The organism is Microbacterium sp. G2-16M (assembly GCF_055809115.1).
The window spans coordinates 2,857,263-2,879,461 of sequence record NZ_CM147897.1 but is presented as its reverse complement, the minus strand read 5'-3'; the positions used below and the strand labels follow the sequence as shown (position 1 = coordinate 2,879,461).

22 protein-coding genes are annotated in these 22,199 nt (G+C 70.3%); 6 read left to right on the top strand and 16 right to left on the bottom strand.

What is annotated here, in order from left to right; genetic code table 11:
• Positions 1 to 24: 24 nt before the first annotated feature.
• The 6 genes from AC0L6F_RS13575 to AC0L6F_RS13550 all read right to left on the bottom strand — a co-directional run bounded on the left by AC0L6F_RS13575 (position 25) and on the right by AC0L6F_RS13550 (position 5,497).
• A complete protein-coding gene (locus tag AC0L6F_RS13575) occupies positions 25 to 642 on the bottom strand; it encodes a TetR family transcriptional regulator C-terminal domain-containing protein (protein ID WP_473538318.1) in 618 nt (205 codons plus the stop codon).
• A 42-nt stretch (positions 643 to 684) separates the two neighbouring features.
• Positions 685 to 1,458 carry a lysostaphin resistance A-like protein gene (locus tag AC0L6F_RS13570; RefSeq protein ID WP_473538317.1) on the bottom strand — a complete coding sequence of 258 codons (774 nt, stop codon included), beginning with the start codon at positions 1,456 to 1,458 and terminating at the stop codon, positions 685 to 687.
• A 117-nt stretch (positions 1,459 to 1,575) separates the two neighbouring features.
• Entirely contained in the window at positions 1,576 to 2,466 is an 891-nt protein-coding gene (locus tag AC0L6F_RS13565) for a carbohydrate ABC transporter permease (RefSeq protein ID WP_473538315.1), read from the bottom strand.
• The gene (locus AC0L6F_RS13560; protein WP_473538314.1) at positions 2,463 to 3,425 is read right to left on the bottom strand and encodes a carbohydrate ABC transporter permease; all 963 of its coding nucleotides are present in this window, start codon (positions 3,423 to 3,425) and stop codon (positions 2,463 to 2,465) included. Before AC0L6F_RS13560 ends, AC0L6F_RS13565 begins: the two co-directional genes overlap by 4 nt.
• Before the next feature lie 10 nt (positions 3,426 to 3,435).
• Entirely contained in the window at positions 3,436 to 4,677 is a 1,242-nt protein-coding gene (locus tag AC0L6F_RS13555) for an extracellular solute-binding protein (protein ID WP_473538312.1), read from the bottom strand.
• A 136-nt stretch (positions 4,678 to 4,813) separates the two neighbouring features.
• Positions 4,814 to 5,497, bottom strand: coding sequence for a DUF899 domain-containing protein (locus tag AC0L6F_RS13550; protein ID WP_473538311.1), 684 nt, complete (start codon positions 5,495 to 5,497; stop codon positions 4,814 to 4,816).
• A gap of 105 nt (positions 5,498 to 5,602) precedes the next feature.
• Here AC0L6F_RS13550 and AC0L6F_RS13545 point away from each other — a divergent pair, with 105 nt between their 5' ends.
• A complete protein-coding gene (locus tag AC0L6F_RS13545; RefSeq protein WP_473538310.1) occupies positions 5,603 to 6,205 on the top strand; it encodes a TetR/AcrR family transcriptional regulator in 603 nt (200 codons plus the stop codon).
• A gap of 43 nt (positions 6,206 to 6,248) precedes the next feature.
• Positions 6,249 to 7,058: a Cof-type HAD-IIB family hydrolase gene (locus AC0L6F_RS13540; RefSeq protein ID WP_473538309.1), complete on the top strand. Its 810-nt coding sequence runs from the start codon at positions 6,249 to 6,251 to the stop codon at positions 7,056 to 7,058.
• Between the two features lie 18 nt (positions 7,059 to 7,076).
• Here the strand turns inward: AC0L6F_RS13540 and AC0L6F_RS13535 are convergent, their stop codons facing one another.
• Positions 7,077 to 7,751, bottom strand: a complete 675-nt coding sequence (locus AC0L6F_RS13535; protein WP_473538308.1) for a YdeI/OmpD-associated family protein — start codon at positions 7,749 to 7,751, stop codon at positions 7,077 to 7,079.
• 121 nt (positions 7,752 to 7,872) lie between these two features.
• Between AC0L6F_RS13535 and AC0L6F_RS13530 the strand changes: the two genes are divergently transcribed.
• Complete coding sequence (locus AC0L6F_RS13530; protein WP_473538307.1) at positions 7,873 to 8,766, top strand: MBL fold metallo-hydrolase; 894 nt, start codon at positions 7,873 to 7,875, stop codon at positions 8,764 to 8,766.
• Between the two features lie 370 nt (positions 8,767 to 9,136).
• Positions 9,137 to 10,615 carry an HNH endonuclease signature motif containing protein gene (locus AC0L6F_RS13525; RefSeq protein ID WP_473538306.1) on the top strand — a complete coding sequence of 493 codons (1,479 nt, stop codon included), beginning with the start codon at positions 9,137 to 9,139 and terminating at the stop codon, positions 10,613 to 10,615.
• A gap of 11 nt (positions 10,616 to 10,626) precedes the next feature.
• Here AC0L6F_RS13525 and AC0L6F_RS13520 read toward each other — a convergent pair whose 3' ends face one another.
• A complete protein-coding gene (locus tag AC0L6F_RS13520; RefSeq protein ID WP_473538305.1) occupies positions 10,627 to 12,477 on the bottom strand; it encodes a DUF2207 domain-containing protein in 1,851 nt (616 codons plus the stop codon).
• 35 nt (positions 12,478 to 12,512) lie between these two features.
• Here AC0L6F_RS13520 and AC0L6F_RS13515 point away from each other — a divergent pair, with 35 nt between their 5' ends.
• The gene (locus AC0L6F_RS13515) at positions 12,513 to 12,956 is read left to right on the top strand and encodes a MarR family transcriptional regulator (protein ID WP_274637107.1); all 444 of its coding nucleotides are present in this window, start codon (positions 12,513 to 12,515) and stop codon (positions 12,954 to 12,956) included.
• 36 nt (positions 12,957 to 12,992) lie between these two features.
• On the opposite strand, the gene AC0L6F_RS13510 is transcribed toward AC0L6F_RS13515, so the two are convergent.
• The 7 genes from AC0L6F_RS13510 to AC0L6F_RS13480 all read right to left on the bottom strand — a co-directional run bounded on the left by AC0L6F_RS13510 (position 12,993) and on the right by AC0L6F_RS13480 (position 19,849).
• On the bottom strand, positions 12,993 to 13,616 hold the full coding sequence (locus AC0L6F_RS13510) for a TetR/AcrR family transcriptional regulator (RefSeq protein WP_473538303.1): 624 nt from the start codon (positions 13,614 to 13,616) through the stop codon (positions 12,993 to 12,995).
• Positions 13,609 to 14,010, bottom strand: coding sequence for a PPOX class F420-dependent oxidoreductase (locus AC0L6F_RS13505; protein WP_473538302.1), 402 nt, complete (start codon positions 14,008 to 14,010; stop codon positions 13,609 to 13,611). Before AC0L6F_RS13505 ends, AC0L6F_RS13510 begins: the two co-directional genes overlap by 8 nt.
• A gap of 51 nt (positions 14,011 to 14,061) precedes the next feature.
• Complete coding sequence (locus tag AC0L6F_RS13500; RefSeq protein ID WP_274637104.1) at positions 14,062 to 14,787, bottom strand: ABC transporter permease; 726 nt, start codon at positions 14,785 to 14,787, stop codon at positions 14,062 to 14,064.
• On the bottom strand, positions 14,784 to 15,551 hold the full coding sequence (locus AC0L6F_RS13495; protein WP_473538300.1) for an ABC transporter ATP-binding protein: 768 nt from the start codon (positions 15,549 to 15,551) through the stop codon (positions 14,784 to 14,786). Before AC0L6F_RS13495 ends, AC0L6F_RS13500 begins: the two co-directional genes overlap by 4 nt.
• A gap of 70 nt (positions 15,552 to 15,621) precedes the next feature.
• Positions 15,622 to 16,659, bottom strand: coding sequence for a DUF2804 domain-containing protein (locus AC0L6F_RS13490; RefSeq protein ID WP_473538298.1), 1,038 nt, complete (start codon positions 16,657 to 16,659; stop codon positions 15,622 to 15,624).
• Positions 16,656 to 18,503: a glycoside hydrolase family 2 protein gene (locus AC0L6F_RS13485; RefSeq protein ID WP_473538296.1), complete on the bottom strand. Its 1,848-nt coding sequence runs from the start codon at positions 18,501 to 18,503 to the stop codon at positions 16,656 to 16,658. Before AC0L6F_RS13485 ends, AC0L6F_RS13490 begins: the two co-directional genes overlap by 4 nt.
• Positions 18,500 to 19,849 carry an MFS transporter gene (locus AC0L6F_RS13480; RefSeq protein WP_473538294.1) on the bottom strand — a complete coding sequence of 450 codons (1,350 nt, stop codon included), beginning with the start codon at positions 19,847 to 19,849 and terminating at the stop codon, positions 18,500 to 18,502. The genes AC0L6F_RS13485 and AC0L6F_RS13480 overlap by 4 nt, the downstream gene beginning before the upstream one ends.
• A 307-nt stretch (positions 19,850 to 20,156) precedes the next feature.
• On the opposite strand from AC0L6F_RS13480, the gene AC0L6F_RS13475 reads away from it, so the two are divergent.
• Positions 20,157 to 21,182, top strand: coding sequence for a hypothetical protein (locus AC0L6F_RS13475; protein WP_473538292.1), 1,026 nt, complete (start codon positions 20,157 to 20,159; stop codon positions 21,180 to 21,182).
• A 213-nt stretch (positions 21,183 to 21,395) separates the two neighbouring features.
• Here the strand turns inward: AC0L6F_RS13475 and ehuA are convergent, their stop codons facing one another.
• The gene (ehuA, locus tag AC0L6F_RS13470) at positions 21,396 to 22,199 is read right to left on the bottom strand and encodes an ectoine/hydroxyectoine ABC transporter ATP-binding protein EhuA (RefSeq protein WP_473538290.1); all 804 of its coding nucleotides are present in this window, start codon (positions 22,197 to 22,199) and stop codon (positions 21,396 to 21,398) included.

Here is a 22,199-nt window from a genome sequence, read left to right as displayed (position 1 = left end):
CTGCGGCGTGGACACTGCCACAGCCTACGGTGCGGGCTCCTTGACGCTGCCGGCGGTCAGTCCGCCGTCGGTGCCCAGGAGTGCCGCGATCGTGCCCTCGAGGCGCTCGCGGACCTTCTCCTCCGGCTCCTGCCGGTAGAGCAGCTGTGCGGCCAGCCCCTGCGCAAGCGCGAGCGCCGCCCACGCGACGGTCTCCGGATCGATATGGGATGGCACCTCGCCCTCGGACCGCGCGCGTGCGACGAGCGAGGTGAGCAGTGCGCGCACGTGGTCGTCGCTCTCGGCGATCGCGGCGGCGATCTCGGGATCGACGAGGGCGCGCTGCGCGAAGGCGTCACCCTGCCTCTGCGCCGCGATGCGCTGCTCGTCGAGCGGGAGAATGCCCAGCAGCAGAGCCACGAGCCAGCCCCCAAGCGTCGGCCGTCCCGGCTCGCCCGGCGGCAGGGGCGCGGCGCGCGCACGCAGTCGCGCGAAGGCTCCCGCCAGCATCCGATCCTTCGCGGGGAATGCCTTCTGCACCGCACCGAGCGACCAGCCCGCCTCTGCGGCGACCGCCCGGAAGGATGCCGCGGCCAGGCCGTCGCGGGCGATGATCCGCAGGGCCGCGTCGGCGAGTTCCTCCTGCCGGACCGTCAGTTCCATGACCATCAGGCTACGGGTCCGCCGGGCGAACGGAACGGGCGATCACGCCGGGGTCCGCATCGTGCGGCGCCACAGTGCGATGGCGTAGACCAGCATGGCCGCACAAGCCACCCCGGTACCGGCCAATGCGGCGCCGGAGATCGCGTTCCCGCCCAGGTAGTTCACGAAGTCCCACGCCGCATGCCAAGCGATGGCCGGCCACAGGCTGCCGGTGAGCACGACCAGTTCGGCCGCGACGAGCCCGAACAGCACGGCGAACACAAGCTGCAGTGCGGCCGCGAACACATCCTCGCCGCCGGCCAGGTTCGCCAGGTGCAGCACGCCGAACAGTGTCGAGCTGCCGATCACCGCGACCCGTACCCCCGCGCCGCGCAGGACGGCGAGGACGATACCGCGGAACCACACCTCCTCGTTCACCGCCACGGCGATCGTCAGCACCGCATAGGATGCCGCCGTCGGCCACGGCACGTGGATGCCCTGCGTCGCGGCGGCCGCCACGATGCTGACGGGCAGTGGCACGAACCACCAGACCGCTGCCGCATCGGCCGGCACCCGAAAGCCATACCGGCGTGCGGTGGGCCGCGACCGGAACATGATCGCCAGTCCGACAGCCGCAGAGATGGCGGCGCCGGCTGCGATCACGAGCGCCGAGAGCGCCTCGTTCGCGTGCATGAGCTGCGCCATGGCGGACGCGACGGCGGTGAGGATGACGGGCACCAGCGCGAACCCGATCGCCACCGGCCAGCGGAAGCGGACTGCCCAGACGGCGGGCGCTCGGTCATCGCGGGTGTCGCGGGTGTCGCGGGTGTCGGTCATAACGTCCTCCAGGTGAATACATTCGTATTCTCAGAATTTAGAATACGACTGTATTCCGACGCCGTCAAGCACCCGTGCGCCAAGCGCAAGGCCCGGCGCCGTGGCCTCAGTCAGCGGTCACTTGACGCTGCCGGCGGTCAGTCCGCCCACCAGCCGTCGTTCGATCAGCATGAACAGGATCACGACCGGCACGATGGCCACGATCGAGACGCCGAACACGTACTGCCAGGCGGCGTCGTACTGGCCGACGAACTTCGTCAGCGCCACCGACAGGGGCTGGTTGGCGTCGGTGGACAGGATCACCAGGGATGCCGCGAACTCGTTCCACGATGCGACGAACGTGTACACGATCGCCGTGACGATGCCCGGCCAGACCAGCGGCAGCTGCACCCGGAACAGCACCGACCACTTGCCGGCGCCGTCCAGCTGGGCGGCCTCGTCCACCTCGCGGGGCACTCCGGCGAAGAAGTTGTGCATGATCCAGATCGCGAACGCCAGGTTGAAGGCCGCGTTGATCAGGATCATCGCCAGCCAGGTGTCGTTGATCCCGAGGGCGACCATCTCCTTGAACAGCCCGGTGGCCAGCACGGTCGGCTGCAGCATCTGGGTGACGATCACGAGGAAGAGGAAGACCCCGCGGCCGGGGAAGCGGAATCGGGCCGTGTAATAGGCCGCCGGCACGCACACGACCAGCACCAGCGCGGTGGCGAACACCGAGATCACGATCGTGGAGATCGTGTTCAGCGGCAGGGGCGTCTCCGGCGTCGACCACATCGTGAGGTAGTTCTCGGGATGCCAGGTGGTCGGCAGGTAGGTGGGCGGGACGGCGAGGATGTTGTTCCGGCTCTTGAACGAGCCGACCAGCATGATCAGGTACGGGATCAGGAAGACGACGGCGATCACGATCCCCGCGATCGTGCGTCCGGCGATCCGGGCGGGCGAGGCATCCCACACCCGCGCGTGACGGCGGCGGTGAGCGGGAACGACGAGGGCGCGGGTGCCGGTCATGACACGTCCTTCATCGGCTTGACGATCCACAGGTAGAGGGCGACGACGACCAGCACGATGAAGAAGTTGATCACGCCGAGCGCGCTGGACAGGTCGATGCGCTGCTCGTTCTGCAGCAGCTTGAACATGTAGGTCGTCGTCGTGTCGGCCTGATAGCCGGGAATCGATCCGGTCATGAGCTTGAGGATCGGCAGCGAGTTGAACACGTTGATGATGTTGATCAGGCTCGCCAGGGCGATCGCATTGCGCAGGTTCGGCAGGGTCACGCCGAAGTAGGCGCGCACCGGCCCCGCCCCGTCCACCCGAGCGGCCTCCATCATGTCGTCGGGGATCGCGGCGTGCCCGGCCAGCAGCGTGTAGGTGGTGAACGGCAGCGACACGAACACCGCGATGCCGATCGACGAGAGGAATGCCGGCAGCGGCTCCTTCGTGAACCCGAACGGCTGGGCGAGGATGTGCACGTCGACCAGGAATCGGTTGATGATCCCGTAGAACGGGTCGAGCCCGTAGACGAAGACCGTGGTGGTCATCACCACGCTGGAGGCCCAGGGGACGATGATGGCCATGCGCACCCAGCGGCGCCCGGGGAAGTTCTTGTTCAGGAACTGCGCGAGGGCGAGCGAGACCACCACGGTGAGGATCACCACCGCCGCCACCCACACCAGCGAGTTCAGCAGGATGCGGGCCAGTTCGGGCCGCGACAGGACGGCCAGATAGTTCGCGAACCCGACCGGGCCGTGGTCGACGCCGGCCACCGAGATCTCGCGGGTGGAGTTGTAGGCCATGTACCCGGCCGGGAAAAGCACGATCCCGAAGATGAGGATCAGCGCCGGAGCGGTCCAGGGGACCGCGTGCCAGAGGTCGGCGGCACCGCCGGTGCGGGGCGGGCGGGCGGGGCCGCGGCGGCGGGTGCGGCCGGTGGCCGTGCCCGGCGCCGCCGTCGTCGCGAGGCCGGTCATCGCGGGGGCGTCACTGCCCGTCGGCCTTGGCCTGGATCGACTTCAGGAGGTCGGCCGGCTTCGTGCCCTGGCCGAGCTGCCCGATCTGCGCCTGGATCGCACCCTGGGCTGCCGACCAGTGCGGGTTCGTCGACGGGTAGAACTTGGCGGCCGGCAGCAGATCGAGGAACGGCTTGAGCTCCTCGTTCGAGGCCATCTTCTCGGCACCGGACTTCGTGGTCGGCAGGAAGCCCTCGGCGGTGACCCACTTCGTGTACACGTCGGCCGAGTAGAAGTAGTCCAGGAACTTGGTGATGGCCGCCTTCTTGTCGGTCTTGTTCTTGAACGCCATCAGGTGGTCGGCCACGCCGAGGGTGAACGCCGAGCCGTCCTTCGTCGGGATCGGGGCGATCGCGTACTTCAGAGCCGGGTTCTTGTCCTTGATCTGGCCGACGATCGGCGGCAGCCCCACCTGCATGCCGATCTTGCCCTGCATGAACACGTTCAGCAGCGGAGTGCGGTCTGTCGAACCGGGATTGGCCTGCGTCCAGCCCTGCGTGATGAACTTCTGCATCTCGGTGGCCGCGGCGACGTTCTCGGGGCTGTCGATGGTGAGCGTGGACGCGTCGCCGTAGCCGCCGCCTCCGCCGTAGAACCAGATCGCGGTCTCGGCCTGGGCCTCCTCGCTGCCCAGCGGCATCCCGTACGGGGTGACCCCGGACTTCTTCAGCTTGGCGGCGGCCGCCTCCATCTCGGCCCAGGTCTTGGGCGGAGCGCTGATCCCGGCCTTGGCGAACAGGTCCTTGTTGTAGAACAGCGCGCGAGCCGATGCGATGAACGGCAGGCCGTACTGGGTGCCGTTCATCGACGCGTTCTGCACGAACGACGGCTGGAAGTCGGCGAGGGTGGCCGGCGAGACGATGTCCTTGGCCGGGTAGAGCAGGTCGTCCGAGGCGAAGCCGGCGAACGCGTCGATGTTCAGGATGTCGGGCTGCTTGCCGGCCTGGATCCGCGTCTTGATGACGTTGTTGATGTCGTTCCACGACTCGACGTCGAGCGTGACGGTGAGCCCCGTGTTCTTCGCCTCGAAGTCCTTGATGATCTGCTCCCACTCGGCCTTGGTGTTGTCCGAGTAGCTCGCGACCATGAGGGTGAGCGACTGGCTGGATCCGCTCGCGTTCCCGTTGCCGCCGCCGAAGCCGCAGCCGGTGAGGGCGGCCGCGGCAGCGCCCGCGGTCGCGGCCACGGCCATCCACCGGAGAGATGTCTTCATTGAGATCCTCGCTCTCGAAGGTCAATTGGAAGGCGTCCTAACCAATTACCCGGGAAACGATACCGTCGATCGGCGGACCCGACCAGGGATGCCGCGATGAGGGAGTTCTCATCGACGCGAGGATGTCGGGTCGCGCCTATCCGCCGGCCCCATACGCCGCGGCGATGTCCTCGGATCCATTCCAGCCCGAGTAGGTCGGATGCTGCGGCCAGCCCTCCGGCACGTCCTGCCATTCCTCCTGGCGACCCCATGGCAGCACGTCGACGAGCGCGAACGTGTGCGTGAGCTGCTCCGTCCCCCGCCCGTTCGTGTGCCAGGTGCGGTACACGTCGTCGCCGTCGCGGAGGAAAACGTTGACCGCGAAGCCGCCGTCGGGCGGGGCATCCATGTCCGCACCGAACGCACTGTCGGCGCTGGAGTACCACGTCATCCGATTGCCGACCTTCTCGCGGTAGGCCAGCGCCTCGTCGATCGTCCCCTGGGTGACGATCACGAAGCGCGCATCGTACGATTCCAGGAACTCGAGCCGGGTGAATTGGCTGGTGAAACCGGTGCAGCCCGAGCACTGCCACTCGGCTCCGGCATGCCACATGTGGTGGTAGGTGATCAGCTGCGAGCGGCCCTCGAACACGTCGACGAGGCGGACCGGGCCGTCCTGGCCGACGAGTGTGTACTCGGGCAGCCGGACCATCGGCATCCGGCGTCGCTGTGCCGCGATCGCGTCGAGTTCGCGGGTCGCGGCCTTCTCGCGGACGCGCAGTGCGGCCAGTTCCCGGGCCCAGGTCGCCTGATCGACGACGGGCGGCAATGCGATGCTCATGAGACCTCCGACGAGTGTGCGGCGCAGGCCGCCCGGTGGCGGGCTGCTATGTTTACAGTGTAAACATTGCGAGGCGGAGGTCAACCCCGCATCGGGAAGGATCGGATGCCGGAGCTGTCGCGCGCCACCTACCATCACGGCGATCTGCGCCAGGCGCTGATCGAGGCCGGCCTGGAGCTGACCCGCGCCGGCGGGCCGGACGCCCTCGCCCTGCGGGATGTCACCCGCCGCGTCGGGGTCTCGCCCAGCGCGGCGTATCGCCACTTCGCCGACCGCGACGCACTGCTGGCGGCGGTCGCGACCAGGATCCAGGACGACATGGCGCAGCGGATGCGGTCGTTCCAGGCATCCGCCCCCGATGCCACAGGCCGCCTGCGCGCCGTCGGTCTGGGCTACATCGCGTTCGCGCTGCGCGAGCCGGGCTGGTTCGAGGCGGCGTTCTCCACGATCGAGGCCCGGCCGGACAGCGCCGATGCCGCCCCGCTGCCGGCCCCGCTGGCCGCGCTGGTGACCGCCCTGGATGCGCTCGTCGACGAGGGCGCGCTGCCCGCCGATGAACGATCCGGGGCGGAGTGGCCGTGCTGGTCGGCCGTGCACGGGTTCGCGCGCCTGGCCCTGCACGGTCCGCTGCGCGCGCTGCCGGCGGCGGATGTCTGGACCTCGGCCGAGCGCACGGTCGATGCGGTGATCACCGGACTGCTGGCGTGAGTCGCCGGTGAGCCGGCCGCCGAGGCCCTGGGAGGATGGAACGGTGACCCCACCCGACATCCGCCTCATCGCCGTCGACATGGACGGGACGCTGCTGACCCCCGAGGGGAGGATCCCGGACGCGCTGTGGCCCCTGCTGGACCGGCTGCACGAGCGCGGGATCGCGTTCGCGCCCGCGAGCGGACGTCAGCTGGCCACGCTGCAGCGCATGTTCGGCCACGTCGAGGTCGAGCTGGACTACATCGCCGAGAACGGCGCGTTCGTCGTCCGCGGCGAGGAGGAGGTGAGCTCGGACGCGCTGGACGAGGACTTCACCGCCGCGTTCGTTGATCGGATGCGCACGCTGGTCGCCCTCGGCGCGCTGCACGCCGGTGTCGTGCTGTGCGGCAAGCGCTCCGCCTACGTCGAGAACACCGACCCGGCGTTCCTGGCCGAAGCGGACAAGTACTACGCGCGACTCGAGATCGTCGACGACCTCACGGCGATCGACGAGATCCCGATCAAGATCGCGATCTTCGACTTCGACGGCGGCGAGGCGCACACGGCGGTCGAGTTGGATGACCTGCGCGCGACGCACCAGGTGGTCGTGTCGGGCCAGCACTGGGTCGACATCATGAACATCGGCGTCGACAAGGGCGTCGCCCTGCGCAGCCTGCAGCACTCGCTCGGGGTGACGGCGGCACAGACGGCGGCGTTCGGCGACTACCTCAACGACCTCCCGATGCTGCAGGCGGCAGACTGGTCGTACGCGATGGCCGACGCGCACCCCGACGTCGCCGCCGCCGCTCGCTTCCGGGCGCCGTCGAACGCGGATGCCGGGGTGCTCACCGTGATCGAGCAGCTGCTGGGCTGAGCGGCTGAGCGGCCTGGCTCACCGAGCGTCGGCGGATGCCGCGCGCGCGGCCGCCGCAGCGCCTTCGACCCACTTCGGCGTCTGGCCGTAGCGCTGGAAGGGCATCAGCCGTCCGGCCGCGCTGTCGTCGATGAGCTGGCTGAGCCGTCGATCGCGCGTGGCCTCCTGCTTGGCCGAGAGCACCCAGTGGACGGCCTGCCGACGGTAGGTGGGGGTCGCGTGCTCCCAGAATGCCCAGGCCGCGACATCCGCTGCCAACAGCGCCTGAGCCGACGGCGGAAGCTCCTGCGCCGGCCGCTCGTGCGAGTAGACGCCCGAGCGGTCGGCCCGTCGCCGTTCGAACGCCGCGATGCCGGCCGGGTGCATCCGCCCCTCGGCCGTGAGCCGTTCGACCAGGGCGATGTTCACGCTCGACCAGTTGCCGGCGGGTTTGCGCGGCGTCCAGCGCTGGCGGCGGGCATCGTCGTCGATGCGCTGCGAGACCGAGTCGATCCAGCCGAAGCAGAGCGCCTCGGGGACCGCCTGCTCCCAGGTGAGGCCGCGGTCGGACACGTGCTTCAGGTACAGCCCCATCCATAGTTCGGTCGCGGTGGCGTGGTGCGCCTCGAGCCAGGAACGGAACTCGCCCGGACCGGAGAAGAAGACGGCGGGGCGTTCGGGCGTGCCGCCCGGGGTGCCGATGCTCGCGTCCATGGGGCCAGTCTGCCAGCGGCCTCCGACGTCGCCTCCGCCTGCAGCCACGGCTCGCACGCGACGACATGGCCGACGGCCGGCTTCTCGTGGATCCGTCGCTTGCCGCGCCGTCCGGAGGGGGTTGCGCCAGACGCGATACTGGAGCGATGGGAGACGCGCAGCCTCGAGCCGGCCGATTCCGGCGGTTCGCGGTCGCCGCAGCCATCGCGGTACTCTCGCGAGTGCGGTCGGCCAGGAAGGATCCCGCATGACGACACTGCGCGAAGTCGCCCCCGGAGTGATGATCGCAACGAGCCGGCGGATGTCGACGAACTCGACGCTGCTCGTCGGGGGTTCTGATGCGCTTCTCGTCGACCCCGCTTGGATGCCCGATGAACTCGATTCCCTCGCAGCCGAGATCCTGCGGCGAGGTCTTCGTGTGATTGGCGGGTTCGCCACCCACGCCCACCAGGACCACCTGCTGTGGCATCCGGGTTTCGGTGCAGCCCCGCGCTGGGCATCAGAGCCCACAGCGGATCTTGCGGCGGTCGAGAGGAAGACGCTGATCGATTTGCTCGGTCCCGGATTCCCCGCGCACCTGGTCGAACTGATGGGACGCGTTCGTGGCGTGGACGGGAGCATCCCTCGGGAGTCGGTGCCCGATGGAGTCGAGATCGAGCTGATCATCCACGATGGGCACGCACCCGGGCATACCGCGCTCTGGCTCCCAGAACAGGGTGTGCTGGTGGCGGGCGACATGCTCAGTGACGTCGAGCTGCCTCTGCCGTTCTACCCCGACGATCTTCCCGCGTACCTGGACGCGCTCGATCGCCTCGCCCCCTTCGCAGCGCAGGCGACGGTCGTCGTGCCCGGTCACGGCCATGTCGGCGGAGACCCCCTCGCCAGGCTCGAGGCAGACCGCCGGTACATCGAGGAGATGGCGATGCGCGGTGCATCCGATGATCCGCGGGTGCACAACCCCGGGATGCAAGAAGCACACGCGCACATGAAGGACATCGTGACGGCGCGGGCGTGAGAGTTGATGAGTTTGCCAAGAATCACGAAAAGATAACGCCGACCCCTGGTGCTCCGTTACCTTCCCGTTATATAGTCATTCCAGGCAGTTGTTTTGCTGTGGCAGCTGCCGACATGTGATTGCAGGACACTCTTGGTGCAAGGGAAAAAGGGCCGGTCGGGAGCCTCTCCGACCGGCCCTCACCATTTCCTCCCCCAGGGAGACCGGTGCGCGTCGTCAGCCCGGTGCCCGTCGCCGAGGCTCTCGCCCGGGCGGCGATTCCTCCACAGGTGCCGCTGTGCGGCGAGTCTGCGGAGTTATCCACAGAAAGTACCGCTGACCCGGGATTTGCCTTCGACTGGATGTCGGTGGTCCTTCCTACAGTGGAAGCATGGACATCGCATCCCCACCACTGCTCGAGACGCTCACGCGTCTCGACGCCGCGCTGGGTGACGCCGTCGGCGGCGCGCTCGGCGACGACTCGCCGCGGACGATGACGGATGCCGATGCCATCGCGCTCGCGCGGATCGCCGAGTCGCTCGGCCGGCGCGTGGATGCACTGCGCATCGTCGCCGCAGGCGAGATCGACCACCGCTCCCGGCCCGAACTCGGCGCGGAGCGGCTCTCCGGCCGCCACGGCTGCGTCAACGCGATCGACCTTCTCACGCGCCTCACCGGCGTCGCCTCCGGCACCGCCCACACCCGCGTGCAGACCGCCCGGCTGATCGCCACCCGGACGACGTTGACCGGACAGCCGCGGCCGGCACACTTCCCCGCGATCCGAGAGGCCGTGATCGACGGCACGATGGGACTGGACGGTGCGGCCGCGATCAGCCGCGTGCTCGGTCCGATCGCCGACCGCTGCGCGCCCGGGCATCTCGCGGTCGCCGAGAGCGAGCTCGTCGAGGCGGCGACCGGCGCCGGCGCGGCCGACGCACCGGCCTGCACCGCCGACGAGACCCGGCTGCAGGCGAAGGTCTGGCGCCTCTTCCTCGACCCGGACGGCACTCTGCCCGAGCAGGCGAGGGCGCTGCGTGATCGCTCCTTCATCCTGGGCCGCGAACGCAACGGGATCGTGCCCTTCCGCGGTGGGATGCTGCCGGATGTCGCAGCGCAGGTGCAGCGCCTCTTCGACTCCTTCTCGAACCCGCGCACGCACGACCGCACGGACGACCCGGGCGTCGCGTTCCGCGAGGTGCCGGACGAGCCCGAGCCGCTCGCCGATACCCGCACCCGCGCACAGCGACAGCACGACGTGCTCGCCGCGATCCTCGGCGTGGCCGCCCGCGCGGCCGAAACGCCCTCGATCGGCGGCGCTCCCCCGACGCTGCTGGTGACCATCTCGGCCGACGAGCTGCAGCGCGCCGACGGGGTCGGCTTCGTCGACGGGACCGACTGCGCGGTCCCGTCATCCGTGGCACGGCAGATCGCCTGCTGCGGCGGGATCCAGCGTCTCGTCCTCGACGAGAACGGCCGCATCATCGACCTCGGCTCGCCGCAGCGGGTCTTCACGTCACAGCAGCGTCGCGCCATCCACGCCCGCGACGGCGGCTGCGTCATCCCCGGCTGCCACGTCGCTGCGGAGTGGTGCGAGATCCATCACGTCGCAGAGCACGCGCGGGGCGGCCCGACGCACATCGACAACGGCGTTCCGCTGTGCTGGTGGCATCACCGCTCCCTGGACTGGAGTGGATGGGAGATCCGCATGGTCGATGGGATGCCGCAGGTCCGGGCACCCGCATCCATCGACCCTGCTCGCCGCTGGCGCGCGACCGCAGGATCGATGCGCCGGCAGTACGAACAGGTCGGGCGTCGGCTGGCCGGACCGAGGTCACGCGGCCGGCCGGCCCGGATTCCGCAGCGGACGTGAGTGCGATGCGCTCACACCCCGCCACCGCCACCGCCTCCGCCGCCGCCCCCGGCGGAGCCGCCGCCACCCGAACCGCCGGAGGTCGACGAGGCGGAGGATGCCGCGCTCGAGAGCGATCCGATGCCGGCCGAGAACGCGTCCGCGTCGAAGCCGTGCGTGCCCACGTACCAGTACGGCACGGCCGTGGCGCCGAAGCCGGCCGTGTACATCACCGCGAGCTGCTGCGCCCACTGCTTCTCCTGGCCGAATACCACCGCGTACGGCAGCAGCGACTCGTACAGCTTCAGCATCTGGCGCGGATCGTTCACGTCGACGGGCACGCGTTCGGCGCCCTCCGGGGACTGCAGCATGCGGATGCGGTCGGCCTCGGCCCACTCGATGAACACCTGGAGCCCCTTGAGATGATCGCGCACCTCGGCACCCTCGGCCGACAGCGGCTTGCGCGCCAGCAGCATCGCACTCGCGATGAACACCGCGATCCCGAAGATGAAGAGCAGGACGGGCACGGCGGGCGAGACGTCCGCGGCGAGGGCCAGGATCCCGGCGACCAGCGTGATCGCGCCGAACACACCGCTGAGCAGCAGGGGCAGCCCGCGCTGTCGTCGTGGGACCGGGCGGCGCAGTCCGATCACCGTGAGGTTCTTGTCAGCCCAGCTGAGGATGCTGCGGGCCGCGCTCGAGAACCGGGTGTCGGACCGGCCGAACTCGAACACCGCCCCCGGCGCGGGATCGTCGCCGAACAGGCCGGACAGCAGCATCCGTCCGTCCCGGTCGGCGCGCGACGGATCGACGAGTTCGGCCTGCAGTTTGTGTCCGCCGAACAGCCGACGCTCGCCCTCGACGATCCGGATGCTGCCGACCACCGCCTGCTCGAGCACCTCGGCGGGAATCGCCTTCGTGCTCCGCCCGAGCATGACGGCCGCCTGCAGCGCGTCGATCTGGGCCGGCGGCGTGTACTCGGCGATGATGACCGGGCGTCCGGGAGCATCGCCGAGCCGACGCACCCGGGTGACGATGACGGTGATCAGCGCCCCCAGGACGCCGAGGCCTGCGAGCCCCTGCACCCACCCCCACGGAGAGGCCAGGTACGACGGGTCGAACGGCACGAAGGTGCCCGCCGTGAACCCGACCGCGATCGTCATCGTCTCGAACGGCTTCAGGCCCCGGGCCTGCGCCGTCACCGTCGCCGAGCCGTCGGCCCCGGTCGATGCCGAGATGTCGCACGTGTCCGTGCCGCCGAACGCGCCCTGGTAGCAGGCCCGCTGCCCGGTCAGCGCCGACGCGAGCGCGACCGGCACGTGCAGCGTCGTGCTCACGGTGTCGAACGGCTGCGCCCAGTCGTTGCCGTTGACGTCCCAGTAGAACTCGTCGTCGCCCGTGTCGGGGAAGGTCCACGTGACGTGGCGCAGCGTGTACGTGAACACATAGGTCTGCGGGCCGTGCACGAAGTCGTCCGATCGCGAGGTGATCGAGAACACCCCGTCGTCCGAATCGGTCTCGGCGTCGCGCGCCGCGCCGTTCTCATCGGTCACCGAGACCAAGGTCGGGTCCAGCGGCTGACCGTTGTAGTGATCCGGGATGCTGCGGCGCATGCCGTGGTTCTGGTCGGTGTCGGGGAAGACCGCCACGAACGTCTCCACCACCCGCAGCGTGCTGGTCCCGTCGTCCTCGCGGCCGAGCGTGTAGTCGGCGTCCAGGCTGCGGAACGTGAAGTCGTCGACTCCGGAGGGCACCGGGCCGACGGCCTCCGGCACGGCCTGCGCTGGCGCGACGGCCTGCGCGGGCGTGGCGAGGAGGACGGGCGAGACGGATGCCGCGACCACGACGGCGACGGCAGCGAGGGCGCGGACGAATCTTCGCATGGGTGCCAGCCTAGGTGCCCGCTACGCTGGTGCCCATGACCGACCGCCGCCTCGCCGTCGCCGCGTGGGAGAGCCTGTTCCGCGCCCAGCACGAGGTGTTCGCCGTGATCAGCGAGGATTTCGAGCGCACCGATCTGTCCCAGGCCGAATACGACGTGCTGCTGACCGTGGCCCGCGGGCCGGAGCTGACCGCGCGGCTGCGCGACGTCACCGCGAACATGCTGATCAGCCAGCCGAGCGTGTCGCGGCTGATCGACCGGATGGTCGCGCGCGGCCTGATCCACAAGTGCGCCGACCCGGAGGACGGCCGCGGTGCGCTGGTGCAGGCCACGCCGCTCGGCGCGTCGCGGTTCCGCGCCGTGGGCGCCGCCCACGCCCGGTCGATCGCCGAGCGGATGTCGGTGCTCGACGACGACGAGCTGGACCGGCTGCTCGAGCTCACCGCCAAGCTGCGCGATCGCGACGACATCGCGGAGTGATCCGCGCCGGCCCAGCACCCGCCGAACGCCGACGTATCAGTCCGCGGTGCGCCAGGCGCGGGCGGCCAGATCGGCGAGTGCGCGGACGAACCGCTCCTCGTCGACGCCGTGCGGGTGGACACCGTCGTAGACGTCGCGCAGCACCCAGTAGTGGCTGATCGCCGAGACGACGACGGATGCCAGGGCCTCCCAGTCCGGATCGCCCACGGGCGTCTCGGGCTGGGCCTGCAGCCAGGCGGCCACCATCCCGACCACCGCCGCGAGCTCCTGCTCCCGCACCTGTGCGAGCAGATCCGGGAACGCGGCCAGGTCGCGCACGAGCAGCCGGTTCACATCGCGCTCGGTCTCGAGCCGGCGCAGCCCGGCGCGCGCGACCGCCTGCAGCCGCTCGCGCAGACCGAGGGCGGCGAGGCCGTCGGGGTCCTCGAGGAACGCTGCCAGGCTCCGCCCCTGCTCCGCCTGCCGTCGGAGCCCTTCTTCGAGCAGCGCGCGCTTGGATGGAAAGTGCCGGTAGAGCCCGCCCGCGCCCGGCGACAGGCCGGCGGCGGCCTCGATCTGCGCGATGGTGGTGGTGCGGTACCCCTGCCGGCCGAACAGCTCCATGGCGGCGTGCACCACCGTATCGCGGGTGCGGGCGGGTGCGGCATCCGCCTCAGTCATCGAGCGTCAGCTCGTAGTGGACCGTCGTCCAGCCCTTGCGCCGATGCAGCCAGGGAACGAGCCGCCGGTGCAGCACGGGATACTTGGCCGCCAGGAGCGTGCGGGCACGCGCCTCGTCGTCTCCCCTGATGCGGCGCGCGGTGCCGTCCACGGCCGGTCCGGTCGGACGCCCCCGCAGGGTGGTCGCCGGGGCGACACGCACCTGGGGGAAGTTGCGCAGCCGCTTGTACTTGCCGGCGGCGTCGTACGTGCGGAAGTAGAGTCGCCCATCGTCGTCCACGACGATGCTCACGGGCGTCGACACCCACGACCCGTCGCGCTTGCGGGTGGACAGCAGGATCGTGCGCTGCGTCCTCAGCGTGAACGCGTCCAGCGTGGTCGGTGTGCGGGACATGGCCGCCTCCTTCGTAAGTAACCACTTACTTACAGAGTACCAGCGATCGCGTCATCGGGTGCGGCGGCGCAGGGTGAGCGAGGCCAGGACGAGGCATCCCGCCAGGAACGCCACCACGATCAGCAGCGGCCCGAACACGTCCCACCCCTCGTCACCGGCGGTCACGGCGTTGATCGTGTCGATCGCATAGCTCAGCGGCAGCCAATCGCTGATCGCGTACAGCACGTCGGGCATCTGGTCGCGCGGCATGAACAGTCCGCCGAGGATGATCTGCGGGAACACCAGCAGCGGCATGAACTGGACGGCCTGGAACTCGGTGCGGGCGAACGCGCTGGCCAGCAGCCCCAGTGCGGTGCCCAGCAGCGCATCCACGACCGCGACCAGACCCAGCTGCCACAGCGGGCCCTCGACATCCAGTCCGCACACGCCGACGGCGAAGCCCACGGTGACGATGGCCTGCAGCATCGCCATCAGCCCGAACGCGAGCGCATAGCCGACGATGATGTCGGCCTTGCCGATCGGGGTGGTCATCAGGCGCTCGAGCGTGCCCGACCTCCGCTCGCGGAGGGTCGTGATCGAGGTGATCAGGAACATCACGATGAACGGGAACAGCGCCAGGATCGGTGCGCCGAACTGGTCGAAAACGCCGTCCTGGTCGCTGAACAGCCAGGCGAACAGGCCGACCAGCAGACTCGGCGCGATCAGCATGAGGGCGATCGAGCGCGGGTCGTGGCCGAGCTGCCGCAGCACCCGCCCGGCAGTGGCGAGCATCCTCATGATGCGGCCTCGTGGTCTCGGTGCGTCTCGCGGCGCAGGTGCGGGTGGGCCCGGGCGTCCCGCTCGATCAGCCGCAGGAACGCCGTGTCGGGATCGGATGCCCCGGTCTCGGCGAGCAGCTGCGCCGGGGTGGTCTGGGCCAGCACGCGACCGGTGTGCACCAGCACGATCTGGTCGCAGCGCACGGCCTCGTCCATGACGTGGCTGGACACCAGCAGCGTCGCCCCGGCATCGGCCAGCCGACGGAAGACCCGCCAGAGGCTCTCGCGCAGCACCGGGTCCAGGCCCACCGTCGGCTCGTCGAGCACCACGAGCTCGGGCGTGCCCAGCATCGCGGTGGCCAGCGAGACGCGTCCCCGCTCGCCGCCGGACAGCGACGCGATCAGCTGGGAGGCCTGGGGCTGCAGCCCGACCTCGGCGATGACCCGGTCGACCTCGCCCCGCCCGGCGCCCACCAGACGGGCGAAGTAGCGCAGGTTCTGCGCCACGGTGAGATCGCCGTACACCGAGGCGGCCTGCGTGTCGTACGCGACGCGGGTGCGCAGGCCGCGGGATCCCGCCGGCTGATCGAACACCCGGACGCTGCCGGCGTCGATCTTCTGCACGCCCACGATCGCGCGCATCAGCGTCGTCTTGCCGCCGCCGGACGGACCGAGCAGGCCGGTCACCATCCCGGCGGGAAGGTCCAGGTCGAGGCCGTCGAAGACGGTGGTCCGGCCGCGCCGCACCCGCAGCCGGCGGATCTCCACCGCATTGTTCATCATGTGATGAAGTATGGATGCCGCGGATCGCCGGCAGCGTGATCACATGCCGGGCACGACTTCAGCCGAGGACTCACCAGCGGTTGTGCACGTCCTCGGCCCACCCCTCGATGCCGTCGAACGCGATCCGCTCGCCCTGCGCGGTGACGAAGCTGCCCGCCCAGGTGCCGAAGCACTGATCGGTGCGGCTGGCCAGGACGAGCAGGTTCGTGCGGCTCTGCTTGTCGTGGAAGGGCGTGAAGGATGCCGTCAGCCCGTCCCCGTGGATGTGCCAGCGTCGCAGGTGATCGGCCGGGTCGTAGTCCCACACCAGCTCGTCGTGGATCTTGTGCAGCACGCCGTCCACGACCAGCCCGTTCTCGGTCTGTCCGGTGCCGTCGGTCCACTGTCCGCCGACCTGCACCCCGATGGTGCGCCCGCCCGAGACGCCGGATCCGGCGCCCCAGTTCCAGCGCACGTCGTACGGCCAGCGGCCGCGGCCGTGGTCGAGCACGGCCCACGAGGCCCCGGCGGGCACCTCGTGCACGGTGCCGTCCGTGGTGACGGTTCCGGAGGCCGGGAGGGCGACATCCTTCACCGTGTACTGGAAGCGGGTGTCACGCAACGGCACGACCACGGCGAGGCACTCGTGGCCGTCCGGGCGCGTGACGGTGAGGTCGAACCCGGCGCCCGGGATCCGCGCGCGCAGGCGGACCGACGTCGCCGCCTCGTCCCGCCGCTCCCGCGACGGCTCGACGTCGATCTCGAGGTCTTTCGCGCGGGCGCGGGCGGGTCCGGCATCCGATCTGGGCGGCAGCGTGACCCCGCGGGCCGGCAGCACGGTCGCGCCGCGGTGCCACGAGCGCCGCGTCTCGCGGTCGAAGATCCAGACCTCGTGCACGGCGGCGTAGTCGATCGACGACACCGTCAGGGCGAGCAGATGCGTGGGGGTGACCACACCCCAGTACTCCCAGCGCTTGTTGCGGCCCCACGCGGTGGGGACGGCGCGCGGGCCGGCGCCGATTCCGCCGGTGTCGACGAGCGGATGCCGCGCCCAGCCGACCGCGTCGGGGTTGAGCCGGCCGTCGGGGCCGGTGAGCGAGACGGGCGCGACGAGCTCACGGGCGGTCATCGGGATCCTCCTCCGACGCGGACGGGTTCGACGGCGGACGGGCCGCCGGCGGCCGCCCGCAGCGCGTCGTTCACGCCGCGCAGGACCTGCTCGTCCACCTTCACGAACCGCCGGTCGTAGGTGACCAGGCCGTTGTCCTCGTCTTCGACATCCGACAGCTGGGTGTAGACGAGCGCGGCCAGGCCCCGCCGCACGGCGGGTTCGATCTCGCGCTGGTGCAGACGGACCAGCGCATCCTGCAGGCGGGCGCGGGTGCGGTAGCGACGGTAGCCGAACGTGCGCGGCCCCCAGCCGTGTCCGGGAACGGCCAGGCTGTATCCGCCGTACTCGGTGACCGCGAGCACGCGCTCGTCGCGCCGGCGCGGCACCCGCACCGGCCGGAAGTAGATGTGCCGGCTCTGCAGGTCGCCGACGCCCTGGTCGTGCCAGCCGCTGGCGTGGTCGATCGGCCGGGTGGGATCGAGGCGGCGCACCAGCTCGGCGATCCGGGCCGCGTCGAACTGTCCCCAGCCTTCGTTGAACGGCACCCACAGCGAGAGCGACGGCACCGAGCGCAGGTGCGCGATCATCTCGGCCAGCTCGTGCTCGAACTGCTCCCGGCCGCGCTCGTCGGCGCGCCCGAACGCGCGATGGCGTCGGTCCGAGATCGCGGGCGCCCCGAACGCGGGAGCGGTGATGATCTGCGGCGCGTAGGCGGTGCCGCCGTTGACCGCGTCCTGCCAGACCAGCATGCCGAGCCGGTCGCAGTGGTGGTACCAGCGCATCGGCTCGACCTTGATGTGCTTGCGCAGCATCGTGTAACCCATCCGCTGGGCCAGCCGGATGTCGTATTCCAGCGCCTCGTCGGAGGGTGCGGTGTATCCGCCGTCGGGCCAGTAGCCCTGGTCGAGCAGCCCGACCGGCAGATGCGGCTCGCCGTTCAGCAGCAGCCGCGGCACGCCGCGGGCGTCACGGCCGACCCCGAACGACCGCATGCCGACGTATGAGAGCACCCGGTCGGCGCCGAGCGTCACCTCGACGTCGTAGAGGAACGGGTCATCCGGCGACCAGGGGCGGATCGGGCGCGGCAGCGGGATGCGGGTGGGTGCGCCCACGGGCACGGCGGCGGATGCCGCGACGTCGCCGTCCGCCAGGATCCGCACCTCAGCCTCGGCCCCGGCCGGTGCATGCTCGCTGCCGATCTCGACCTCCAGCATCCCGTCGTCCAGCTGCGGGGTGAGCACGAGCGCGTCGACCGCGATCCGCGGTACGGTCTCGAGCCAGACCGTCTGCCAGATGCCGGATTGCGGGGTGTACCAGATGCCCCCGCGGCGGCGGGACTGCTTGCCGCGGGCCAGCCACGCGGCATCCGTCACGTCGCGCACGGCGACGATCAGCTCGCACTCGTGCCCCTGCTCGTGCCCCCGGCGGTCGGCGAGCGCCGCGGTGACATCGAGCGTGAACGGCAGGTACCCGCCGGTGTGGCCGCCGACCTCCGTCCCGTCGACCGCCACGCGACAGCTCTGGTCGACCGCGCCGAAGTGCAGCAGCACCCGCTCGTCGGCGGCGGGATCGACCGTGAAGGTGCGTCGATACCAGAGCGATTCGTCGGGCTGCAGCATCCGCTGCACCCCGGACAGGACGGTCTCGGGCGAGAACGGCACGGTGATCGGTCCGTCCCAGTCGGGCGGCGCCTGCGTCGGATCGGCGACCGCGAGCGGGTCCGAGCCGCCGAACGGCGTGATCGCGTACTGCCACCGGCCGTTGAGGTTCTGCCAGGCCTCGCGCCGCAGCTGCGGGCGCGGGTACTCGGGCAGCGGGGCCGCGGCGTCCAGCGTCCGGCCCCAGCGGGTGAGCATCGTCATACCGAGACGTCCTCGAGGGCCGGCGCCGGCGCCCGGCGCAGCAGCAGCATCGGGATCACGACGAACACCGCGACGGCGGCGGCGGCCGGGAAGATCCACGGCGTCGGCACCTGCTTGACGATGCCGAGGTCGACGTAGGTCTCGTTCGCCCCGACGATCACCGCCGCGCCGATGAAGGGGCCGGCCACCATCGGGATGAGGACCATGGCGATCATCCGCAGCCCCTGCACCATGCCCACGCGCTCGACCGGGGTGACATCACGCACGCTCGCCGACAGCGCCGCGGTGGAGAGCATGAATCCGCCCATCATGATGGTGCCGAACACGATCACCGGGAGCATCTCGCGCACGAAGAACATGCCGACCAGCCCGGCGATCATGAACACGGTCGCGGGGATGATGGCGCGCACCTTCCCGATGCGGTCGATCACCCGGCCGCCGAGCACGCTGATCACGGCCGCGAGGATGAGGACGCTGGCCAGCACGATGGCATACCCCTCGATGCGCAGATACCGCTGGATGTAGATGATCAGGTACGGGATGAACACCTGCGTGCTGGTGCCGATGACCGCCCAGGCCGCCAGCAGCAGGTACAGCCGCGGGTTCGCGCGCACCGTGCGGGGCTTCAGGCCGTTGACCACGGCGGCGAAGTAGCCGTCCGGCGGAGTGCGGGTGGCGGCCGGTTCGCGCACCAGGAACCAGGCGATCACGCCGACCACCGCGGTGACCACGCCGACCAGGCCGAAGAACAGCTTCCACTGGCCGTCGCGGGTCAGCGGGTCGAGCGCCCCGAACACGATGAGCATGCCCATCAGGGGCATGATGGCCAGCACCCCGTCGACCCGGCCGCGGTTGGCGGGAACGGTCGACTCGGTCACCCATGCGTTGAACGCGGCGTCGTTCGCGCCCGAGCCGAAGAACGACATCACGCAGTCCAGGACGATGATCGCCACCACCGCGAGGCCGACGCTCTGCGCGGCATCCGGTCCGCCCGCCGGCTGGACGAACCCGAACATCGCCGTGGTGATGCCCCAGAGCACGTAGCCGACCGCGATGAACGGACGTCGGCGGCGCACTCGGTCGGATGCCGCGCCGATGAGCATCGTGGCCAGGGTCGCCGCGATCGCCGAGAACGCGACGAGGAGGGCGATCACGGTCGGATCGGTAGAGATCGTGTCGTACACGAACACGTTCAGGTACATGTTCTCGACGGTCCAGGCGAGCTGGCCGACCAGCCCGACCACCACCACGACGACCCAGGCGCGCGCCGGCAGCGGGGCGCGGGGACGGCGGGGAGCGGAGACGGCGGCGGCGACGCGCGCGGGCGTCACGGGGTCGACGGGCATCGGCATCCTTGCTGAAACTGACCGGAGTTCGGGTTTGACGATCCTACGCCGGATCGGACGGCGGATCGACTCTACGTCCTGAAGCGCGCGGCGCCGCGTGGTGGTGATGTGCGCGGTGGCGCGGCGGGTGCATTCATCTGTCGCCGTTGCACGCAGGCGAGGGATGCTGCGCCCAACAGCGACAGATGAACCGGCGGATGGGCGCCGCGCGCGGCGATTCCTCCCCAGCCGCGGGTCCGATCGCCGTTGTCCACAGATCCCGGTGCGGACGTCCCTCGGCCCGCCCCGGAACGCCAATGTAGACGGCATGCGCGGCACGCTGATCCTCCGACCGCGTCCCGGGGCGGTGTTCACCGTCCACGGGGCGGCGGCGGCCGGCGTCTCGCGGGGCCGTCTCGATCGGCACCCCGAGGTCCGTGCGCCTCTGCCCGGCGTCCGCATCCGCGTCCGCCCCGCCCGGAAGGACGAACCGCCCTGGGAGACGCGCCGCCGCACCGTTCTCCAGCTCGCAACCGCCTATCAGAAGGTCATGCCGGCGTCCGCGTTCCTCAGCCACACCACCGCCGCCGAGGTCTTCGAGGGGCGCCTTCCACTGCCGGCGCCGGGATCCGCCTATGACCTCGCACAGCCGGGCACCAGTCTGGCCGGCCTGATCGAGGCCTCCGCTCTCGTCCCTCGTCGCAGTCCTCGCGCCGGAATCGTCACCGGGCACCAGATGAGTCCCGGACTCTGTCACGTCGTCGAACATGACGGATACCGCGTCTCCGATCCGGCATCCACGTGGGCGATGCTGGCGGATCGACTCACCGTCGAGGAGCTCGTGGTCCTAGGCGATTCGTTCGTGCGACGAGCGCGGGTCCCCCGCACTCCGCTGGAGGAGGCCCCACCTGCGTCGGCCACCCTCGACGACCTCGCTGCCGCGATGAACGCAGGCCGTCGGGTCGGCGTGGACCGGCTGCGTCGCGCACTCCCTCTGATCCGGACCGGGTCCTCATCGGACCTGGAGACCTTGCAGCGACTCGGCATGCGGGACGACGAACTGCCCGAACCCACGCTCGACGTCGACGTGTACGACGAGTCCGGCACGTTTCTCGGCTGCAGCGAGATCGTCTACATCCGGTACAAGATCGCGGTGGAGTGCGAGGGCGACCAGCACCGGACGAGCCGCGCCCAGTGGAACCGCGACATCAGGAAATACCAGGCCTATTCCGAGGCGGGCTGGATGGTCGTGCGGGTGACGGGGCAGGATGTGCGCTACGACCGCGCCGAGGCGGTCCGCCGCGTCCGCGTCGCTCTCCTGCAGCGCGGGTGGCGACCAGGCGAGCCGGCATAGTCGCTCGGACATTCATCTGTCGCCGTTGCACACAGGCGAGGGATGCTGCGCCCAACAGCGACAGATGAACCCGCGGACGTGCCGATGGTCCGCGCGGCGAAGTCGACGCTCGGCCACCCGCGCAGCGCCTCGGCGACCTCGTCGTCGTCGCCGGACAGGTTCAGCCCGACCCCCAGCGACAGCTGGATCGCGGGGCGTCCGCCGCGTCGTGACTCAGTCGCCCAGGACGGCGGCCAGAAAGTCGCGGGTGCGCTGCTCGGTCGGCTCGGTGAACATGACCTCCGGCTCGGCCTCTTCGACGATCTTCCCGCCGTCGAACATCAGCACCCGATCGGACACCTCGCGGGCGAACTGCATCTCGTGGGTGACGATCAGCATGGTGATGTCGGTCGTCTGGGCGATCTGGCGGAGGATGCCGAGGACCTCGCCGACGATCTCGGGGTCCAGTGCGCTGGTCACCTCGTCCAGCAGCAGGATCTCGGGATCCATCGCCAGGGCGCGGGCGATGGCCACGCGCTGCTGCTGACCGCCGGACAGCTGCAGCGGGTGCGCGTCGGCCTTGTCGGCCAGTCCCACCTGATCGAGCAGCTCGAGGGCACGCGCCCTCGCGGCATCCTTCGGCTTCTTCAGCACGTGCACCGGCGCCTCGATGATGTTCTCCATCACCGTCATGTTCGGGAACAGGTTGAACTGCTGGAACACCATCCCGATGCGCTTGCGCACCTCGTTCTTGTGCTTCTCCTTCAGCTCGACCCGCTTGCCGCCGCGCAGCTCGTGCGTGAGTGGCTCGCCGTCGATGTAGATGTAGCCGCCGGTGGCCTCTTCCAGGGTCATCACCAGGCGCAGGATGGTCGTCTTGCCCGAGCCGCTCGGCCCGATGAGCGTGACGCGCTCCCCCTTCTGCACCTGGAAGTTCAGGTCATTGAGCACGATGTTGTCGCCGAACCGCTTCTGCACGTTGTCGAAGCGGATCACCGGCGCCGCCGACGCTCCGCCCGCCGCGGCGGGCTCGGGCAC

What these genes read in the sequence shown, in the direction of transcription:
- AC0L6F_RS13575 (WP_473538318.1), bottom strand. Translation starts at nt 642, where the DNA reads ATGGAACTGACGGTCCGGCAGGAGGAACTCGCCGACGCGGCCCTGCGG.
- AC0L6F_RS13570 (WP_473538317.1), bottom strand. Translation starts at nt 1,458, where the DNA reads ATGACCGACACCCGCGACACCCGCGACACCCGCGATGACCGAGCGCCC.
- AC0L6F_RS13565 (WP_473538315.1), bottom strand. Translation starts at nt 2,466, where the DNA reads ATGACCGGCACCCGCGCCCTCGTCGTTCCCGCTCACCGCCGCCGTCAC.
- AC0L6F_RS13560 (WP_473538314.1), bottom strand. Translation starts at nt 3,425, where the DNA reads ATGACCGGCCTCGCGACGACGGCGGCGCCGGGCACGGCCACCGGCCGC.
- AC0L6F_RS13555 (WP_473538312.1), bottom strand. Translation starts at nt 4,677, where the DNA reads ATGAAGACATCTCTCCGGTGGATGGCCGTGGCCGCGACCGCGGGCGCT.
- AC0L6F_RS13550 (WP_473538311.1), bottom strand. Translation starts at nt 5,497, where the DNA reads ATGAGCATCGCATTGCCGCCCGTCGTCGATCAGGCGACCTGGGCCCGG.
- AC0L6F_RS13545 (WP_473538310.1), top strand. Translation starts at nt 5,603, where the DNA reads ATGCCGGAGCTGTCGCGCGCCACCTACCATCACGGCGATCTGCGCCAG.
- AC0L6F_RS13535 (WP_473538308.1), bottom strand. Translation starts at nt 7,751, where the DNA reads ATGGACGCGAGCATCGGCACCCCGGGCGGCACGCCCGAACGCCCCGCC.
- AC0L6F_RS13525 (WP_473538306.1), top strand. Translation starts at nt 9,137, where the DNA reads ATGGACATCGCATCCCCACCACTGCTCGAGACGCTCACGCGTCTCGAC.
- AC0L6F_RS13520 (WP_473538305.1), bottom strand. Translation starts at nt 12,477, where the DNA reads ATGCGAAGATTCGTCCGCGCCCTCGCTGCCGTCGCCGTCGTGGTCGCG.
- AC0L6F_RS13515 (WP_274637107.1), top strand. Translation starts at nt 12,513, where the DNA reads ATGACCGACCGCCGCCTCGCCGTCGCCGCGTGGGAGAGCCTGTTCCGC.
- AC0L6F_RS13510 (WP_473538303.1), bottom strand. Translation starts at nt 13,616, where the DNA reads ATGACTGAGGCGGATGCCGCACCCGCCCGCACCCGCGATACGGTGGTG.
- AC0L6F_RS13505 (WP_473538302.1), bottom strand. Translation starts at nt 14,010, where the DNA reads ATGTCCCGCACACCGACCACGCTGGACGCGTTCACGCTGAGGACGCAG.
- AC0L6F_RS13500 (WP_274637104.1), bottom strand. Translation starts at nt 14,787, where the DNA reads ATGAGGATGCTCGCCACTGCCGGGCGGGTGCTGCGGCAGCTCGGCCAC.
- AC0L6F_RS13495 (WP_473538300.1), bottom strand. Translation starts at nt 15,551, where the DNA reads ATGATGAACAATGCGGTGGAGATCCGCCGGCTGCGGGTGCGGCGCGGC.
- AC0L6F_RS13490 (WP_473538298.1), bottom strand. Translation starts at nt 16,659, where the DNA reads ATGACCGCCCGTGAGCTCGTCGCGCCCGTCTCGCTCACCGGCCCCGAC.
- AC0L6F_RS13485 (WP_473538296.1), bottom strand. Translation starts at nt 18,503, where the DNA reads ATGACGATGCTCACCCGCTGGGGCCGGACGCTGGACGCCGCGGCCCCG.
- AC0L6F_RS13480 (WP_473538294.1), bottom strand. Translation starts at nt 19,849, where the DNA reads ATGCCCGTCGACCCCGTGACGCCCGCGCGCGTCGCCGCCGCCGTCTCC.
- AC0L6F_RS13475 (WP_473538292.1), top strand. Translation starts at nt 20,157, where the DNA reads ATGCGCGGCACGCTGATCCTCCGACCGCGTCCCGGGGCGGTGTTCACC.